The sequence below is a fragment of the Actinoallomurus spadix genome (assembly GCF_024055725.1).
In the GTDB taxonomy this organism is placed as follows: Bacteria; Actinomycetota; Actinomycetes; order Streptosporangiales; family Streptosporangiaceae; genus Actinoallomurus; species Actinoallomurus spadix.
Window position 1 is genome coordinate 191,924 of the sequence record NZ_JAMXMX010000001.1, and the last position, 14,326, is coordinate 206,249.

Consider the following 14,326-nt stretch of genomic DNA (forward strand, 5'->3'; position numbering starts at 1 on the left):
CCCTCACAGGTCGAGGACCAGGCGTGGACCGCGCGACCGGGACACACAGATCATCATCGTCTCGCCGCCCGCCCGCTCCTCGTCGGTGAGGACCGAGTCGCGGTGGTCGGGCTCGCCCTCCAGGACATCGGTCTCACACGTGCCGCATGTGCCCTCCGTGCAGGAGTAGAGCACCTCGACCCCGGCGGACCGGATCGCCTCCAGGACGCTGCCGCCGGCCGGCACGGTCAGAGCCCGCCCGGACCTTGCCAGCACCACCTCGAACGCCGCGTCCTCCGTCGTCCCGGTGGCCTCCCGGGGATGGAAGCGCTCGACCTGGAGGGCGCCCGCCGGCCACCCGGAACCGCAGCGCTCCTCGACCGCCGCCAGCAGGGGCTCCGGACCGCAGCAGTACACGAGGGTGCGGACGTCCGGTTCGGCCAGGAACGCGTCCAGGTCAAGGATCCCCGTCTCGTCCTGCGGCCGTACGCTCACCGCGTCGCCGTAGCCGGCGAGTTCGCCGAGGAAGGCCATTGACGCGCGGGTCCGGCCGCCGTACAGCAGCCGCCAGCGGGCGCCGGCCCGCTCGGCGGCGGCGATCATCGGCAGCAGCGGCGTGATGCCGATGCCGCCCGCGATGAACAGGTAGCGTTCCGCGGGCCGGAGGGGGAAGTTGTTGCGCGGCCCGCGTACCCGCAGCCGCGTGCCCACGGTGAGCCGGTCGTGGACGTACGCCGAGCCTCCCCGGCCGTCCGGCTCGCGCAGGACGGCGATCCGCCAGGCCGTCCGCTCCCGCGGTGATCCGCACAGCGAGTACTGCCGGACGAGGCCGCCGTCGAGCAGCAGGTCGACGTGCGCGCCGGGCTCCCAGGCGGGCAGCGGCCCGCCGCCCGGGCGGCGCAGCGTCAGGCGGACCACGCCGTCGGCGGCCCGCTCCCGCCCGGCGACGACGACTTCGGTCTCGTCGTTCACGATCGGTGTCGCCTCTCTTCGGTGAAGGGGGGACGCCGCGATGACGGGCGGCGCCCCGGTACGTGCGGTCACGTGCGTTCAGACGGTGGCCGTGGCGAGCGGCGCGGTCCTCTCCTCCGGCGCCCGATGGCCGGCCGGGTGGGCGAGCAGCCACTCCCACAGCGACACCGGGTCCTCGGCCGTCCGCTCGGCTCCGCAGTGGCAGGTGCCCAGGAGCGTGTCGGCGCCCGGCAGCCAGCGCACCCGGTAGACCGGCCTCTCCGAGGCGGTCATCGGGCGTCGGCCCCGGCCCGGACCTGCTCGCCGGCGGCGAGGCGCGCCAGGATGCGGCGGGCCGCCAGGCCGCCGGTGTCGATGTTGATGCTCAGCTCCTGGTAGCCGTCGGGCTCGGTGGCGATGACCTTCTCCAGGACGTTCAGCGCCTCGACGTCCTGCATGATGACCGCGCGGTTCGAATCGTGCAGGAAGGAGCTGACGTCCTCGTCGTCGCGGGCGAAGTCCCGCGCGACGGCCCAGAAGTCGTACGTCGTGTTCTCCGTCGACGGGGTGATGGCGTAGACGATCTCGACGTGGAAGGCGCCGCCGTCATCGCCGTCCGGGCCGGGGGCCACGCCCTCGGGCGCGATCCGGCTGTGCAGGAGGTACAGGCACGGCGCGTGGTACTCGATGTCCTGCCACCGGTCGATCCGTCCCTCGATGCCGGTGGACTTCGCGTAGAACGGCGGGCACTCGGCGCCGTGCATGTGACGGCTGACCCGGACGATCCCGGCCTCCTCGTCGGCCTCGGTGGTGATCGGCGTCTCGGCCACCTCCGGCGTGCCGATGTAGCCGCCGTGCAGGTACGTCTCGTGCGACAGGTCGAGGAGGTTGTCGACCAGCAGGCCGTAGCGGGCGTCCAGGGGCTCCATGCCGCTGACCGTCGTCCACTCCGGATCGGCGAGCCAGGGCGCCCGGGGGATCGCCGCGGCGTCGGCGAGCCCCTGGTCGCCGATCCACACCCACACGAACGAATCCTGCTCGACGACGGGGTAGGAGGCGACCCTGGCGGTGCGCGGGATCCGCTGCTGGCCCGGGACGTACACGCAGCCGCCGTCCGGGGCGTAGGTGAAGCCGTGGTAGCCGCAGACGATCCGGTCGCCGTCCAGGCGGCTCTCCGACAGCGGGAACCGCCGGTGCACGCACCGGTCGGCGAGCGCCACGACCTCGCCGGCCTCGGTGCGGTAGAGCACGAGCGGCTCGCCGAGCACCGTCCTGGCCAGCAGGTCACGGCCGACCTCCCGGCCGTACGCGGCGACGTACCACTGATTCCTCGCGAAAGACGTCATCGGGCCCTCTCTTCCGTAGGCGCGGATGGCGTCAGGCTCGCGTTCCGGAAGACGTCGCCGCCACGTCCCTTTCACTCATTGGAAGCCGTACTCGGGAGAGACCGGTTCCGGCCCGGCCGCCAGCCGAGCGCGCGGGAGATCCCGCCGGCGGCCACCTGGACGGTGGCCGTCAGCGCCGGAACGCGGGCGTCGCGCACGCCGACGACGACGGACACGGCGGCGACCACGCCGCCGTTCGCGCCGCGTACGGGCGCCGCCAGGGAGATGGCGTCGTCGGTGATCTGCCGGTCGCTCACCGCGCAGCCCCGGCGCCGGACCTCGGCCAGCATCCGGCGCAGCACGGCCGGATCGGTGACGGTGTACGGGGTGAAGGCCCGCAGCGGCCGGGAGCACACCTCGGCCTGCAGGGCGGGATCGCCGTACGCCAGCAGCACGAGGCCCACCGCCGTGGCGTGCAGCGGCCAGCGCGCCCCGACGCGGCTGAGCACGGGGACCGCCGAGCGCGCCGAGATCCGCTCGACGTAGACGGCCTCCAGGCCGTCGCGGACCGCGAGGTGCACGTTCTCGTGGGTCGCCTCGTACAGGTCCTCGAGGTACGGCAGGGCGGTCCCGCGCAGGGCGAGGCCGCGCGGCGCCAGCGAGGCGACCTCCAGCAGCCGCAACCCGACGTGGTAGCAGCCGTCGGCGTCGCGCTCCAGGGCGCCCCAGGCGACGAGCCGGGCCACGAGCCGGTGCGCGGTGGGCAGCGGCAGGCCGGCCCGGCGGGCGATGTCGCTGAGCGACAGCGCCGGCCGGTCGGCCGTGAACGCGCCGAGGACGGCGAGCAGCCGGTCGGCGACCGACGTGCCCGGCCGGTCCGCGCTCGGGCCACCCGGCCGGCGGGCGCTCGGGTCATCCGGCCGGCCGGGATCCGTGGTGGCCGGCCGGCCGGGGTCCGGTTCCACGCCGGGATCCGAGTCAGGCGTAGAAGCGGTAGACCGCCTGGGCGACGCAGGCGGGACGGTCGACGCCGTCGATCTCGACCGTGAGGTCGACGACCACCTCGACGCCGTCGCCCTTCACCTCGGTGACCGAGGCGACCGCGCCGTGGGCCCGGATCTTCGAGCCGACGCGGACGGGGGAGGGGAAGCGCACCCGGTTAAGACCGAGGTTCACGGCCATCCGTACGCCGGTGACCTCGAGCAGTTCGCTCCACAGGGGGATGAGCAGGGACAGCGTGAGGTAGCCGTGGGCGATCGTGCCGCCGAACGGGCCGTCCTTGGCGCGCTCCTCGTCGACGTGGATCCACTGGTGGTCGTCGGTCGCGTCGGCGAAGGTGTTCACCCGCTCCTGGGTGATCTCCATCCACCGGCTGTAACCCAGGTCGGCGCCGGCCTGGGCCTTGATCTCCTCCAGGCCGTTGACGGTGGTGCTCACGTGGTCTCCTTCGCTGTCCGTGGGGATGGTGTCGTCATCGGCCGCCGTCCCGCTCGCCGGTGCTCCCGTGCGCGGAGCGGATGGCGGGCTTGAGCAGCTTGCCGCTGGGCGTGCGCGGCAGGCTGCCGGCGAACACGACCGACTTGGGGATCTTGTAGCGGGCGAGCCGGCCCTCCAGGTGGGCGAGCAGGTCCGCCTCGGCGGGGGCGGCGCCCGGCTCCGGTACGACGACGGCCCGGCCGACCTCGCCCCAGTGGGGGTCCGGCACGCCGATGACCGCGCAGTCCCGCACGGCGGGGTGCTCGAGCAGGGCGTCCTCGACCTCGGCGGGGTAGATGTTCTCCCCGCCGGAGATGATCACGTCCTTGAGCCGGTCGACGATCGTGACGTACCCGTCCTCGTCGGCCACGGCGACGTCGCCGGTGTGGAACCACCCGTCGCTGATCGACTCGGCGGTGGCCTGGGGCAGACCCCAGTACCCCGCCGTGACGTTGGGTCCCTGGACCAGCACTTCGCCGCGCCGGCCGGGCGGGACGTCGTCGCCGAGCGGGTCGACGAGGCGTACGTCGGTGAAGAAGTGCGGGACGCCGGCGGAGCCCGCCTTGTCGAGGGAGTCGGCCCGGTCCAGCAGCAGCACGCCGGGGGACGCCTCGGTCATGCCGTACCCCTGGACGAAGGCGAGCCCCCGGTCGAGGTAGGTCCGGATGGTCCGGGCCGGCACCGGCGCGCCCCCGCACAGCAGCGACCGCACGCTGGACAGGTCCGCTCCGGTGAAGCCGGGATCGGCGGCGATCCGGTCGTACATCGCGGGCACCCCGAACAGGCACGTGACGTGGTACCGCGCGATCAGCTCCAGGGTCCGTGCCGGGTCGAACGCCTGCTCCAGGACCACCGTGCCGCCCTTGAGCAGGGTCGGCAGGCAGGTCATGTTCAGCGCGGCGGTGTGGAAGAGCGGCGCGCTGACCAGCATGACCTCGTCGCCGGACAGGTCGACGTCGACGAGGACGTTGACGCTGTTCCAGGTGATGTTGCCGTGGGTGAGCACGGCGCCCTTGGGCCGGCCGGTCGTGCCCGAGGTGTACATGATCAGGCATGGGTCGCCGGGCCCGACCTCCTCGTCGATCGGCTCGGCGGAGGCCGCCTCGATCAGCGCGTCGTACGGCAGGTCCGCCGGGTGGACGGGGTCGCCGACCGCGAGGGCCGCCCGGGGCGCGGCCCCGTCGTGGACGGCCTGGAGCGTCTCCGCGTCACGATCGGCGTGCACCAGGACCGCGCTGCCGGAGTCGCGGAGCTGGTAGACGAGTTCCGGGCCGGTCAGCCGGCTGTTCAGCGGGACGAACACCGCCCCGAGGACGCCCGTGGCGAACAGCGTCTCCAGGTAGGCCGGATGGTTGGGGCCCAGGTAGGCGACCCGGTCCCCGGGCCGTACGCCGCGGTCGCGCAGGACGTGGGCCAGGCGCGTGGCGCGGTCGTGCAGCGCCGCGTAGCTCAGGCGGTGGTCGCCGAAGACCAGGGCCGTGCGCTTCGGGGTCTTGCGGGCCCGGCGCGCGGTCCACGAGCCGATGCCTTGGTTGCGCATGGGAGGGCTCCTCTCGCCCGGCGGGTGCGCGGTGGAACGGGGAACGACCGGCCCGGTCAGTCCCGGGTGAGGCCGAGCAGCCGGGCGGCGTTCTCCTTGAGGATCTTCGGCCGGACCTCGTCCTTGATCGGCAGCTTGGCGAAGTCCGCGAGCCAGCGGTCCGGGCTGATCATCGGGTAGTCCGAGCCGAAGAGGACCTTGTCCTTCAGCAGCGAGTTGGCGTACTGCACGAGCTGCGGCGGGAAGTACTTCGGCGACCAGCCGGACAGGTCGATGTACACCTTCGGCTTGTGGGTGGCGACCGCCAGCGCCTCGTCCTGCCAGGGGAAGGACGGGTGCGCGAGGATGATGGTCAGGCCGGGGAAGTCGGCGGCGACGTCGTCCACGTCCATCGGGTTGGAGTACTTCAGCCGGATCCCACCGCCGCCGGGCGCGCCGGCGCCGATGCCGGTCTGGCCGGTGTGGAAGACCGCGGGCACGCCGAGTTCCTCCATCACCTCGTACAGGACGTACGCCCGCCGGTCGTTCGGGTGGAACGCCTGCACGTTGGGGTGGAACTTGAACCCCCGCACGCCGTGCTCCTCGACCAGCCGCCGTACCTGCCGCGCGCCGGCCTTGCCGCGGGCCGGGTCCACGCTGGCGAAGGGGATGAGGACGTCCGGGTTGGCGCGGGCCGCCTCGGCGACCTCCTCGTTCGGGACCGGCGGGTGGCCGGTGGCCGACTCCGCGTCGACGGTGAACACCACGGCGGCCATCCGCCGCTCGCGGTAGTACGCGGCGATCTGGGACAGCGTCGGGTGCCGGTGCTCGGTCTTGAAGTACGCCCCGGCGGCGGCGTCCAGCTCGGCGGACAGCGAGTGGTCGCCGCGCTCGGACACCTCCGCGTGGGTGTGCATGTCGATCGCGGTGACGGCGTCCAGGTCGATCATGGTCTCTTCCTTCCCGGTCACAGCTTCGGCGCCGGGATGCCGTACGTCTCCGGGTGCTGCCCGACCGACACCGGCCAGGCGGCGGCGATGGCGTCGCCGCTCCACCCGCCGTCGGTGTACGCGGCGCTGATCTCCTGCGGGTGGGACCACAGCGAGAGCTTGTCGCCGCCGATGCCGACGCACTGGCCGGTGACGTCCTTGGCCGCGTCCGAGGCGAGGTAGACGACCAGCCCGGCGCAGTCCTCCGGCGTACCGAAGGCGTACCCCTTGCGCAGCGCGTCCGGCAGGGGCGTGCCGTCGTTCTCGTACGCCTCGACGTGGGGGGCGAACGCCGGGATGGTCCGGGTCATCGCGGTGGCGGCGTTCGGGATGACGGCGTTCGCGGTGATCCCGGCCCTGGCCAGCTCCATCGCCCAGGTGCGCACCATCGCGGCGATGCCGGCCTTGGCGGCGGCGTAGTTGGTCTGCCCGAAGTTGCCGCGCTGCCCGGCGGGGGAGCCCGCTACGATGATGCGGCCGCCCTCGCCCTGCTCCCGCATGCGGATCGCCGCCGCGCGGACGCAGGTGAAAGTCCCACGCAGGTGTACCTGGATCACGGTGTCGAAGTCCTCGTCCGACATCTTCCACAGCACCCGGTCGCGCAGCACGCCGGCGTTGGTGACCATCGCGTCCAGGCGGCCGAACTCCTCCACCGCGCGGGCGACCAGCGCCTCGGCGGTCTCCGTGGTGCCGACCGGGCGTACCTCGGCGACCGCGCGGCCGCCGGCCTCGGTGATCTCCTTGACCGCCGCCTCGGCGGCCTCGCCGTCGACGTCGTTGACCACGACGGCCGCGCCGGCGGCGGCGAGGGCGGAGGCGTAGGCGAGGCCGAGGCCGCGGCCGGCGCCGGTGACGACGGCGACCTTGCCGGTGAGATCCATGGGGTTCCTTTCCGCGCGGATCCAGGGTGTCTGGCAGAGCCAAAACTAGGCAGATATTCGACTGTCGTCAATAACTTGCCCAATGATTGCTCGGAACGGCCCACTACCAGGGTGCCGAGCGCCTACGCTGTCCTGGTGACCCGAATCGATCAGGTCGAGCCCGACGCGTCCCCCACCGCCGCCCTCGACGGCGGCGACGCGGCGGAGAGCGCCCCCCGCCCCCAGTCGCTGATGCTGAGCTTCTTCGGCATCCACGTCCTGGACCGGCCGGTCGCGCTGTCGTCCGCCAGCATCATCCACGTCCTGGCACGCGTGGGGGTGGGGGAGGACGCCGTCCGCTCGACCCTCACCCGGATGGTCCGCCGCGACCTCCTTGAGCGTCACCGGCGCGGGCGCAAGATGTACTTCGGCCTCACGACCCGCGCCGTCGAGGTGCTGCGGGACGGGCACCGCCGCGTCTGGCAGACCGGTGCGGTCAACCGCGGATGGGACGGCACCTGGACCGTCGTCGGCTTCTCGCTGCCCGACTCCTGGCGGCGTGAGCGGCACGACCTGCGCTCCCGCCTGTTGTGGGGCGGGTTCGGGCCGCTGCAGAGCGGCATGTGGGCGGCGCCCGGCCGGATCGACGTCGCCGCGCTGGTCGACGGGCTCGGCCTCGGCGCGCACCTCAAGGCGTTCCAGGGCGTCGCCGTCGAGCCCACCGACGCCGCCCGGCTGATCGAGGCGGCCTTCGACGTGCCGGGCATCGCCCGCCGGTACCAGGAGTTCCTGTCCCGCTGGGACGGGCCGGAACCCGCCGCCGAGAGCGACGTCCTCGCCCGGCAGTTGCTGCTGCACACCGACTGGCTCGACCTCGTACGCCGCGACCCCCACCTGCCGGCCGAGCACCTGCCCGCCGACTGGCCCGCCGTCCGCGCCGAGCAGGTCTTCCACTCCCTCGCCCGCCGCTACGCCGAGCCGGCCCGCGCCCGCGCCGCCGAGATCCTCGACGGCATCGCGCCGTCCGACGGCTGAGCAACCGGGAGCCTCAGCCCGCGGTGTCCTCGATCCGCGTGATCGACGGCCGCTCGGTGGCGCGCAGGTCACGGGCCACCGCCTCGGCGTCGCGCAGCACGCGCAGGGCGTTCTGCCAGGTCAGCTTGGCGAGATCGGCCTCGCTCCAGCCACGGCCGAGCAGCTCGGCGATCAGGTTCGGGTAGCCGGACACGTCCTCCAGCCCGGCGGGCAGGAACGGGCAGCCGTCGTAGTCCCCGCCGAGGCCGAGGTGGTCGACCCCCGCCACCTCGCGCATGTGGTCCAGGTGGTCGGCCACCGTGGCGGCCGTCGCGACCGGCCGCGGGTGGGCGGCCTCGTACGCCTGCTGCGCCTCCTTGACCTCCGGCGTCGAGGCCAGCGGGTCGAGGCCCCGGGCGCGTACGAACGCGTCGGCCGCCTGCGTCCACGCGATGGCCTCGGGCAGCACGAACTTCGGCACGAACGTGGCCATCGCGACCCCGCCGTTGCCGGGGAGCCGCTCCAGGACGTCGTCGGGGATGTTGCGCGGGTGGTCGCACATCGCCCGCGAGGAGGAGTGCGAGAAGATCACCGGCGCGCGGCTCACCCGCAGCGCGTCCCGCATCGTGTCGGCGGCCACGTGGGACAGGTCGACCAGCATGCCGAGGCGGTTCATCTCCCGCACGACCTCCTCGCCGAAGGCGGTGAGACCGTGCGCGACCGGCTCGTCGGTGGCCGAGTCGGCCCACGGCACGTTGTCGTTGTGCGTCAGCGTCATGTACCGGACGCCGAGTTCGTACAGCGCGCGCAGCGTAGCCAGCGAGCACGCGATCGAGTGCCCGCCCTCCGCCCCGAGCAGCGAGGCGATGCGCCCATCGGCACGGGCGGCCTCCACCTCGTCGGCGGTACGGGCGAGCCGCAGCTGGTCGGGGTAGCGCTCGGCCAGCGCCCGTACGCAGTCGATCTGCTCCAGCGTGGCGCTGACCGCCGCGTCGCCCGCCAGGCTCGGCGGCACGTACACGGACCAGAACTGCGCCCCGACCCCGCCGGCGCGCAGCCGCGGCAGGTCGGTGTGGAGGAACTCCGTCTGGTCGGCCGCGACGTCACGGCGGTCCAGGTCGTAGCCGACCTGCTCGCGCAGCGCCCACGGAAGGTCGTTGTGCCCGTCCACCACCGGGTGCTCGGCCAGCAGCGCGCGGGCGCGCTCCACCAGAGCCGGATCGGCGACATATCCCATCGCTGCCTGCGTCCCCACTGTGCTCGGATGATCGTCTCCTGCCGCTCCCCAGCCTAACGAGCACGCCTCGGGGGCCACGCCGCCCGGGTCGCGTGCGCGCCCTCAGCCGCCCGGGCAGTCGCATCCGCCACCACTGTGGCACGGGCAGCGGCCCGACGGCAGGGACGCGGGCTGGCGGAGCTGGATGCGGTGGACGTCGCGCGCGGCGCCCACGCCGACCGTGAGACCGAAGACGATCCCCGGCACCACCCCGGCGACGAGGAGGACGACGGCCGCGACCCATCGCCGCGTCGCCGCGCAGAGGACGGCCGCCGCGAGCGGCAGCACGATCGCGCAGCCGGCCGAGGCGATCAGGAGACGATCCGAGTGAAGGCTCTGCCGCTCGCTGATCCGGCAGTTGGCGAAGCAGAAGTACGGATCGTACGCGGCGAGGAGGAGTGCGATCGTGCCGCCGATCCACCCGAGGGTGAGCAGGAGCAGCACCACCCCGGTGACCGTCCGCGCCGTCGTGCCGGGTGTGACGCCTGTGCCGCTCATGCGACCAGCCTCCCGGCGCCGCCGCCCGGGCGGGGAGAGTAGAAGTACTCAAGTCGGCCGCGCCGTGTACGCCCGGGGGACCGGCCGGCCGCCGGACCGCTTCCGGTGGCGTGCGGGGTGGCTCTCAGCCGGTCCGCCAGACGTGCAGCAGGTGGTCGTGGCTGGTGAAGACCGCGTGCCAGGCCGGCGGAACGGCGGGCAGAGCGGGCAGGGCGGCCTTCGCGGCGTCGCCGCAGCGCGGGCAGGCGTCGCTGCCGGCGCTGTAGGCCACGACGTAGTCGCCCGCCGCCGGCTGTCCCGCGTTCGCCAGCGGCCGCAGGTGGCCGCGCCACACGCGGTGGCCGGTCCGGGTCACGAAGTAGATCGGCAGGACGCGGTACAGCTTGGGGTCCGCCCAGACCGTACGGGCGCCCGAGCGGGCCAGCCAGGATCGGAACTCCGGCAGCGCGTCCGACGACACGCGCGGCGAGCCCGCCCAGCCGGGCGCGCCGGGACGGCCGAGCGCGGCGAGTCCCGTCGTGAGGAGCGCGACGCAGCAGACGAGTGCCGGAGCGGCCGCCCGCGCCCGTGGCCGTACCGCGCGGCCGAGCAGCCACAGGGCCGCGACGCCGCCCAGTGCGAAGGCCGGGAACACCGGGTACCAGTAGCGCAGGAGCTGCAGGCGCAGCTTCGGGTGGGCCGGGTTCAGGACGCCGCCGAGCAGCGTGAGCGGCACCCACAGCAGCGCGATCCACAGCGCGAACACCCCGGCGCGCCGTATCGGCGGACCCGCCGGAGCGCCGCCGCGCCACGCCCGCAGGAGACCGGCGGCGCAGACCGCGCCCGCGCCGAGCGTCAGGGCGAGGAGGAGCAGCAGCCCCGGGCCCTCGGGAAGACGTGCGAGCTGCTGCGGCAGCCGCCACAGGTACACCCACAACGGCAGGTCGTGGAAGGTCCGGGCGACCTCCGGGCGGGAGGGCAGGTCGCCCAGGCCGGATCCGGCGTGCAGGCGGGCCAGCGGGTCGTTGTAGAGCCAGGCGTTGAACACCGTCTCGCCGATGCCGGCCAGCGCCACCGGTGTCAGCGCCCACAGCGCGTCCCACCGGCCGATCCGCCGCCACAACAGCACGGGGATCAGCGGCCAGACGAAGACGATGAACTCGCGGACCAGGTAGCTCCACCCGAGCAGCACGCCGATCACGGCGAGCCAGACCCGGCGGTGGCGGAGCAGCCCCCGGCGGAGCGCGACGGCCAGCGCGGCCGCCGCGGTGAACAGGGCGGTGGCGGGCAGGTCGGGCAGCAGCTCGGTGCCGGCGACGACCACGATTCCGACGCAGCCGAGGACCACCGCCGACACGGCGCCGACGAACCGGCCGAACAGCAGGCGCCCGATCGCGTACACCGAGGCGAACAGCAGCAGCGCCGCCGCGACCGGGAACGCGTGGTACGTCGCCTCGGAGTAGCCGAACACCTTCATCGCCAGCGCGGTCGGCGCGGTCAGCCCGATCCGCAGGTACTGGTGCTCGAAGATCGGGTCCGGTGGCCGGGACGGGAACGACCGCGCGGCGTCCATGTACCGGCTGTGGTCCACCGGCTGCGGTACCGACAGGTCGAGGAGCAGCAGCACGGTGTACGCCGCCAGCAGCGCGGCGGGCAGGAGCAGCTCGCCGCGGCGGCGGCGCGGGGCCGCCGCCGCGACGGACGGCTCGGAGGCGGTGTCGAGCATCAGAAGACGACGTGCTCCTCGGCGGGTCCGTGGAACGCGACCCGGCCGTGCCGCATCAGCTCCTCGTCGCTGACCTTCCACGTGTGCGCCTCACGGTCGCCGCGTACGGAGACGAAGTTGAAGCGGTCCGCGGAGTGGATCCCGACGCCCTCCGCCTGAGCGCGGCGCAGCAGGTCGCTGTCCACGGCACGGGGCAGGTCGGAGAACCGCAGCCGCCGCAGGACGTCGCCGTCGGCGAGGATCGTGCCGCCCTGGATGAGCTCGGCCTCGGTGTGCTCCAGGTGCGGGAAGCGCAGCAGGGTGACCCCGTGCGTGCGCATCTCGCAGTAGTGCGCGCCCTTCCCGACGAGGCCGGCCGTCGTGTAGTCGAAGGCGTAGGCCAGGTCGCTCAGGTAGTGCGGCCCGTACAGGTTGTCGTCGTCCATCTTGGCGAGGTACGCGCCGTCGGCCGCGTCGATGCCGAGGTTCAGCACGGCGCCGAGCGTCAGGCCGGCGTCGGCGGACAGCACGACGACGTTCTCCAGTCCGGCGGCCCGCGCCTTGGCGGCGGCGCGGTCGGAGGTGAAGCCGTGCGTGACGAGGACGAGCTGCAGCGGCCGGTGGACCTGCCGGGCGACCTGCTCGATGGCGTGGTCGATCTGCTCGGGCCGGTTCGTCGGCAGGATCACCGAGATCGAGCGCTCCCGGCGGGGCGCGGACACGCCCGCCGCCGACAGGATCGTCTCCGCCCGGTGCCCGTACAGGTGCCTGCCGAACACCTCGCGCATGGCCAGGTGGCCGATCCGGTCCCGCAGGTCCTCGCTCTTCATCAGCTCGACCAGCGCCTCGGTGGTCTGCTGCGGCGTGGTCGAGAGGCGTACGAGGTCGCCGAAGACCTCCTCCAGGGCCCGCGAGTGCCCGGAGACGACCGGCGTGCCGCAGGCCGACAGCTCGAACACACGGCGTGCGCACATCGTCGGCGACTTCGTCACCGAGTTGACGTTGAGGAAGATCTTGTACGCCTTGTACGCGGCGAGCATCTTCTCGTACGGCAGCGACCCGACGATGTGGTCGGCGTACTCCGGCGGGAACCGGAAGTCCGGGTCGTCGGAGATGCGGCTGTAGATGTGCAGGTCGAACTCGCGGGCCGGCGCGAGGATCGTGTCCATCTGCGCCGCGCGCTCGGGGTACTTCTTGGAGTGGTACGTCCCGGCGAACGCCACCTCGTACTTCCGACCGCCCGGCACGGCCACCGGGTTGTGGATGCGCGGCTGCGCGCCGAACGGCAGCAGCGCGACCCGGTCGTGGCCCAGCGCCTCGACGTAGCGCGGGATGCAGTCGGCGTCGACGGTGAAGACGTGGTCGAAGAGCTTCGCCGTCTCGATGAACCGGTCGAAGTTCGGCGGGTCCTCCTTGTTCCAGAACACCGTCGGGATGCCCTGGGCGCGGCACCAGGCGACGAGGTCGCGCACGGGCTGCTTCGGCGCGCCCGCCGCGCTCATCATCGTCGCCCAGCGGCCGTCGTTGCCGTGCCAGGCCGACTCGACGAACAGCAGCGCGGGCCGCTCGCGCTCCAGGACCTCGCGCCAGTCATCCGGCCCGAACCTGATCTGCTGCCACTCGTACCGGAACGCGGTCGCGGAGAACACGTCGAGGATCACCGCGACCTTCAGGTCCCGCGCGACCGGGCCGTCCGGGACGACGACGTCCGGGATCGCGATCGCCGAGTAGTGGCCGGTCTGGTCCGGCGAGCCCGTCGTCGTGTCGGGCTTCGGCTCGGCCAGGCGCGGCGGCGTCTTCAGCGCGCTCGCGACGGTCTTGGGCAGCTTCAGCGCGTCGGCGGGCCGCTTGGCGCTCCACAGCGCCTCGCCCAGCCGCCACCACTTGCGGTTCTTGGCGGACTTGAGCTGCCAGGTGACGTACTCGGTGCGGTACGACTGGTGGGCCAGGCGCGCCTCGAGGTTCTTCATCCGGGCGTTGACCTGCTCGTAGCGGGCGATCGCGATGTCGTAGCGCCGCATCCGCTCCTTCTCGTCCTGCATCGTCTCCTGGATCGCGACGAACGCGCGTTCCAGCATCGGCTGGGACTCGAGGATCAGCCGGTCCGGGTCGGCCATCGGCCCGGGATGCGCCCGGACGCGGAGGTACCGGTCGACGATGTCCAGGCTCTCGATCGACACGTACGGGGCGAGCAGCCGGACCAGGGAGTCCACGTAGAAGGTGGCGTAGTGGTCGTGGTGCCGGCTCAGGCCGAACGGCGTCGTCAGCGCGAGCACCCCGTCCGGGCGCAGCACCCGCGCGGCCTCCTTGAGGAACGGGGAGGCGTCCGGGATGTGCTCGACGATCTCGCCCATGATGACGGTGTCGAACGAGGCGTCGGGCAGGTCCAGGGCGCTCGCGTCCGCGAGCCGGAACTCCAGGCGCGCCCGCACCTCCTCCGGCTCGGCGTCGCGCTCTCTGTTCGCGTACTCGATACGGTCGGCCTGGACGTCCACACCGAGTACGGTCAGCCCGCGCCGCGCGCACAGGATCGAGGCGATGCCCTGCGAGCACCCGATGTCGAGCACGTCTCCGGTGGCCTGGCCGACGAGCCAGTGGATACGATCACGTGCGACCCGCTGCGTGCTTTCGGCCCAGATCTCGCCTTTGTAGACCTCGGAGATGCGATCGGAATTAGCCATTGAGCCTCATGTCGTCGGAAGTGGCGCAGCGACGCTAGCCGCGCCCGGCGAACGGACGGTGTCGGGCAGGCGAC

13 protein-coding genes are annotated in these 14,326 nt (G+C 73.2%); 1 reads left to right on the plus strand and 12 read right to left on the minus strand.

The annotated features are described in order from the left end of the window. Nucleotides 1–3: 3 nt before the first annotated feature. The 8 genes from NE235_RS38020 to NE235_RS00835 all read right to left on the minus strand — a co-directional run bounded on the left by NE235_RS38020 (nt 4) and on the right by NE235_RS00835 (nt 7,120). Nucleotides 4–951 (minus strand): PDR/VanB family oxidoreductase, encoded by a 948-nt coding sequence (locus tag NE235_RS38020; protein ID WP_252798683.1) that lies wholly within the window; start codon nt 949–951, stop codon nt 4–6. 78 nt (nt 952–1,029) lie between these two features. Next, nucleotides 1,030–1,224 (minus strand): hypothetical protein, encoded by a 195-nt coding sequence (locus NE235_RS00805; RefSeq protein WP_252798684.1) that lies wholly within the window; start codon nt 1,222–1,224, stop codon nt 1,030–1,032. Next, nucleotides 1,221–2,276, minus strand: a complete 1,056-nt coding sequence (locus NE235_RS00810; RefSeq protein WP_252798685.1) for an aromatic ring-hydroxylating dioxygenase subunit alpha — start codon at nt 2,274–2,276, stop codon at nt 1,221–1,223. The genes NE235_RS00805 and NE235_RS00810 overlap by 4 nt, the downstream gene beginning before the upstream one ends. Before the next feature lie 71 nt (nt 2,277–2,347). Further along, nucleotides 2,348–3,220: an IclR family transcriptional regulator gene (locus tag NE235_RS00815; protein ID WP_252798686.1), complete on the minus strand. Its 873-nt coding sequence runs from the start codon at nt 3,218–3,220 to the stop codon at nt 2,348–2,350. A 13-nt stretch (nt 3,221–3,233) separates the two neighbouring features. Next, nucleotides 3,234–3,692: a MaoC family dehydratase gene (locus NE235_RS00820; protein ID WP_252798687.1), complete on the minus strand. Its 459-nt coding sequence runs from the start codon at nt 3,690–3,692 to the stop codon at nt 3,234–3,236. A 34-nt stretch (nt 3,693–3,726) separates the two neighbouring features. Further along, nucleotides 3,727–5,271: an acyl-CoA synthetase gene (locus tag NE235_RS00825; RefSeq protein ID WP_252798688.1), complete on the minus strand. Its 1,545-nt coding sequence runs from the start codon at nt 5,269–5,271 to the stop codon at nt 3,727–3,729. A gap of 56 nt (nt 5,272–5,327) precedes the next feature. Next, the gene (locus tag NE235_RS00830) at nt 5,328–6,200 is read right to left on the minus strand and encodes an amidohydrolase family protein (protein ID WP_252798689.1); all 873 of its coding nucleotides are present in this window, start codon (nt 6,198–6,200) and stop codon (nt 5,328–5,330) included. A gap of 17 nt (nt 6,201–6,217) precedes the next feature. Further along, nucleotides 6,218–7,120 (minus strand): SDR family oxidoreductase, encoded by a 903-nt coding sequence (locus tag NE235_RS00835; RefSeq protein ID WP_289847993.1) that lies wholly within the window; start codon nt 7,118–7,120, stop codon nt 6,218–6,220. 135 nt (nt 7,121–7,255) lie between these two features. Here NE235_RS00835 and NE235_RS00840 point away from each other — a divergent pair, with 135 nt between their 5' ends. Next, complete coding sequence (locus tag NE235_RS00840) at nt 7,256–8,134, plus strand: PaaX family transcriptional regulator (protein ID WP_252798690.1); 879 nt, start codon at nt 7,256–7,258, stop codon at nt 8,132–8,134. A gap of 13 nt (nt 8,135–8,147) precedes the next feature. On the opposite strand, the gene NE235_RS00845 is transcribed toward NE235_RS00840, so the two are convergent. From NE235_RS00845 to NE235_RS00860, 4 genes are all read right to left on the minus strand, one after another. Further along, entirely contained in the window at nt 8,148–9,368 is a 1,221-nt protein-coding gene (locus NE235_RS00845) for a dipeptidase (RefSeq protein WP_252798691.1), read from the minus strand. A gap of 84 nt (nt 9,369–9,452) precedes the next feature. Then, entirely contained in the window at nt 9,453–9,887 is a 435-nt protein-coding gene (locus tag NE235_RS00850; protein WP_252798692.1) for a hypothetical protein, read from the minus strand. Nucleotides 9,888–10,011: 124 nt separating this feature from the next. Then, on the minus strand, nt 10,012–11,592 hold the full coding sequence (locus NE235_RS00855; protein ID WP_252798693.1) for an ArnT family glycosyltransferase: 1,581 nt from the start codon (nt 11,590–11,592) through the stop codon (nt 10,012–10,014). Next, nucleotides 11,592–14,252, minus strand: coding sequence for a methyltransferase domain-containing protein (locus NE235_RS00860; protein WP_252798694.1), 2,661 nt, complete (start codon nt 14,250–14,252; stop codon nt 11,592–11,594). Before NE235_RS00860 ends, NE235_RS00855 begins: the two co-directional genes overlap by 1 nt. Nucleotides 14,253–14,326 lie beyond the last annotated feature (74 nt).

What these genes read in the sequence shown, in the direction of transcription:
- NE235_RS00805 (WP_252798684.1), bottom strand. Translation starts at nt 1,224, where the DNA reads ATGACCGCCTCGGAGAGGCCGGTCTACCGGGTGCGCTGGCTGCCGGGC.
- NE235_RS00810 (WP_252798685.1), bottom strand. Translation starts at nt 2,276, where the DNA reads ATGACGTCTTTCGCGAGGAATCAGTGGTACGTCGCCGCGTACGGCCGG.
- NE235_RS00825 (WP_252798688.1), bottom strand. Translation starts at nt 5,271, where the DNA reads ATGCGCAACCAAGGCATCGGCTCGTGGACCGCGCGCCGGGCCCGCAAG.
- NE235_RS00830 (WP_252798689.1), bottom strand. Translation starts at nt 6,200, where the DNA reads ATGATCGACCTGGACGCCGTCACCGCGATCGACATGCACACCCACGCG.
- NE235_RS00835 (WP_289847993.1), bottom strand. Translation starts at nt 7,120, where the DNA reads ATGGATCTCACCGGCAAGGTCGCCGTCGTCACCGGCGCCGGCCGCGGC.
- NE235_RS00850 (WP_252798692.1), bottom strand. Translation starts at nt 9,887, where the DNA reads ATGAGCGGCACAGGCGTCACACCCGGCACGACGGCGCGGACGGTCACC.
- NE235_RS00855 (WP_252798693.1), bottom strand. Translation starts at nt 11,592, where the DNA reads ATGCTCGACACCGCCTCCGAGCCGTCCGTCGCGGCGGCGGCCCCGCGC.
- NE235_RS00860 (WP_252798694.1), bottom strand. Translation starts at nt 14,252, where the DNA reads ATGGCTAATTCCGATCGCATCTCCGAGGTCTACAAAGGCGAGATCTGG.